The sequence below is a fragment of the Frankia tisae genome, assembly GCF_025403405.1.
Lineage (GTDB): Bacteria > Actinomycetota > Actinomycetes > Frankiales > Frankiaceae > Frankia > Frankia tisai.
Genome location: NZ_JANEZT010000546.1, coordinates 1 through 3,045 on the forward strand (window position 1 = coordinate 1; position 3,045 = coordinate 3,045).

Consider the following 3,045-nt stretch of genomic DNA (forward strand, 5'->3'; position numbering starts at 1 on the left):
GGTACGGGCAGCTCCCCCCCGCCAGCTCCCCCGGGACGAAACACCATCGGACCCGATCACCGCCGAGGACTAACCCCCGCGCCACCGCCGCCCCGGCGGTGGCGCGGGGAATTGCTGGAGCTTGATGACGGTCGCGAGCAGGCAAACCGTGAACAACCTCCTGCAACCGGTGGGGGGACTTTGGGTGATCAGGTTGTGGGCTGGTGGGGGGTGATGGTGTCGATGGCGGGCTCGCCGAGGTACAGGAAGCCGTAGCCCTCGTCGCGGAAGCGGACGCCGGCGGCGCGCAGGGCGTCACCCCAGTCGCCGCGGCAGGCCGGGTCCGCCGCCTCCGAGCCGTGGTCGGCGGTCAGCAGGATCGCGGTCTCGGCCAGCAGGCCGCGTTCGGCGAGCAGGTCGAGGAAGCTGCCCAGGCGGGCGTCCGCGTCCCGCAGCGCGGCGCGGGACTGCTCCGAGTACGGACCACCGCCGTGATGGCCGGTATCGGTGATCGTGGTGTTCCACCACATGACGTCGGGCGGGGTCTCCCCCGGCGCCCACAGCGCAACGACCTGCGCGAGGCCCAGCGCGTCGACCCGGGTGGACCAGGCGTAGTCGGGGTTCTCGTGGACCCAGCGCACGCTGGCGTGCGGGTCGCCCTCGGCCGGCGGCAGGTAGTCGCCCATGTCACCGGCGCCACCGGTGTTGCCGGCCACCCGGACCAGGCCGAACGTCGAGTAGTGCGCACCCCGGTCGACGGGCTCGTTCACGCAGGCGCTCACCGCGCCGGGGCGCTGGCGGGCGACGGCCTCGAAGAATGTCTCGACGCCGTCGCGGAGCTGCTCGCAGGCGGCGTGCCAGGTCCTCACGTCGTTGACGATCACCTGGCGACCGGTGGCCCGGTCGAAGTAGACGTTGTGCAGGATGCCGTGCCGGCCCGGTCCGACGCCGGTCAACGCGGACGTGTGGTTGGTCAGCGTCACGCTGGGGAACTCGGCGATCGCCCCGCCGGTCAGCGCGGTCCCCTCGGCCAGCAGGCGGGCGACGTTCGGCAGCTCGCCGGTCTGGGCGAGGTGCAACAGGTCGTTGCTGTTGGCGCCGTCCCACAGCAGGCCGACGACGTGGCGCGCGCCCGGACCGGCGAGGCGGGTCAGCGGCGTGCCCTCGGCGTCGGGCATCGTCACGCCGGCGAGCGCGGCGAGGGTGGGTCCGACATCGATGATCCGCGCCGCGCCGGGCTGCAGCCCCCGGGCCCGCACGCCGGGGCCGGACAGCACCAGCGGGGCGCGGGACTGCCCGGCGTTGAGTGAGCCGTGCTCGCCGAGGTGCCCGCCGCGTTCGGGCCAGTAGTGGCGCGGGGTGTGCACGACGATGAGGTCGGGCGACCGGGTGGCGTCCCCGAAGGCGGACAGCAGCCGGCGGCCGGCGTGAGGGTAGGAGTCGCGCTCGTTCGGCGGCGACGGATCCGCCAGCGCCGCGGCCAGGGGAACCCCGTGCATCGGGTCCTGGCAGGCCAGCGGGTGCCGCCCGTGGCTGACCTCCCAGGGACCGTCCGGGTCGGTCACCGGCAGCCGGGCCGAGCCGCCGGCGTTGGCCACATGGAGCCAGCCGGCGTCCACCCAGGCGGCGAGATCCACGATCTCGGCCAGTTCGGGGCTGGTGAGGGCGGCGACGGCGAGAGACAGGTCGTCGGGCCCGGCCGATCCCGGCGCCACGCCCGGCGCCGTTCCCACTCCGGCCGACATCGGATATACACGCTCGCTGCTGGGCACGCCGGAACAGTACCGGTGCCGGCGGGAGAACTGGAAGAAATCAACGGCCAACGGTGGCGGGCGGGACGCCGACGAGACGGTGTCCCGCCCGCCGCGCCCGTCAGGCCGCGACCTCCTCCGGGCGCACCTTGCGCGGCCGGCCCCGGGGCCGCTTGCGGGGCACGACAGCGCCGGTCACCACCAGCTCGCCGCCCCACACCCCCCAGGGCTCGGCTCGGCCGAGGGCCGCGGCCAGGCATGCCACCCGGACCGGGCAGGTACGGCAGACCGCCTTGGCGGTCTCCACCTCCGCCGGGGACTCAGCGAAAAACATCTCAGGATCGACGTCCCAGCAGGGCAGGACGAGCCGATCCCGCTCGATCCGGGAGCCGATCGAGTGATCGAACACCGGTGTCACCTCCGACACGGGTAGGTCTTCGAGCGGTGGGAAGAAACGAAACGACAAAGGCCGCGATCCCCATGGGGATCGCGGCCTCGGCGTCGGCTCCGCGGAGCTAGTCCGGGAGCGGATCGCGAGTGGATCCCAAGGTGAAGTGACGGTCTGCGTGCTCGGACGCCTGGGAATCGGCGGACGCCGGGTTCCAGGACATGGGGAGCCGACGCATCGGCTCGCCGGCCGGACGCACGGCGATCGTGGTGAACCCGCCCCGACCGAGGGCCGAGCCTGAGACGGCGGCGGGCACACCCGTCCCTTGGTCCCGGACCCCGCTGCCACGGCAGGCCGTCAGCACACGGACATCCGCCGTCAGGACGGCGCTGACTGTGCTGCCGGCGCCCATGGCCGCCGAGCCGGGCAGATATCCCCACGGACGGGCGATCTCGGTGCCGGCTTTGTTCATCAAAATGCTGAGCACTGCGAGATCACCTCCTTCTCGGGGAGCCGTTGGGGCGCAACCGTTCCAGGGCCTGCGCCGGGCGTCGTGGGTAACGGTAGAAGGTCACCACGCGAACCTCAACTTATTTTCTGTGTCGCGCTCCGGACACACATGGTTACGGAAGTTCGCGCGCGGGCGACGCCGGCGGAGTCCGCCCGGCGACGAGATCGAGCACCGCCTGCCCGTAGCGGTCGAGCTTGACCTGGCCGATCCCGGGAAGCTGGACGAGCTCCGCGACCGAGCGCGGCCGGCATTCGGCGATCGCCTGCAGGGTCGCGTCGGTGAGGATCACAAAGACGGGCATGTGCAGTTCGCGCGCGGTCGCCGCCCGCCACGCCCGCAGCCGCTCATACAGCGCGCCGTCGACGTCGCCGGGGCAGCCGTCGCAACGCCCGACCCGGGCCTGAGCGCCGGTCAGA

Annotated in this window: 3 protein-coding genes; all 3 read right to left on the reverse strand. The window is 72.9% G+C overall.

Annotated features, from left to right (window positions below):
* Positions 1-188: 188 nt before the first annotated feature.
* A complete protein-coding gene (locus NBZ85_RS29575) occupies positions 189-1,724 on the reverse strand; it encodes an alkaline phosphatase family protein (RefSeq protein WP_261556937.1) in 1,536 nt (511 codons plus the stop codon).
* Between the two features lie 127 nt (positions 1,725-1,851).
* On the reverse strand, positions 1,852-2,139 hold the full coding sequence (locus NBZ85_RS29580) for a WhiB family transcriptional regulator (protein ID WP_261556935.1): 288 nt from the start codon (positions 2,137-2,139) through the stop codon (positions 1,852-1,854).
* A 602-nt stretch (positions 2,140-2,741) separates the two neighbouring features.
* Positions 2,742-3,045: HRDC domain-containing protein (locus NBZ85_RS29585; protein WP_261563221.1), on the reverse strand; the 304-nt coding region annotated here is incomplete at its 5' end.

What these genes read in the sequence shown, in the direction of transcription:
- NBZ85_RS29575 (WP_261556937.1), bottom strand. Translation starts at nt 1,724, where the DNA reads ATGTCGGCCGGAGTGGGAACGGCGCCGGGCGTGGCGCCGGGATCGGCC.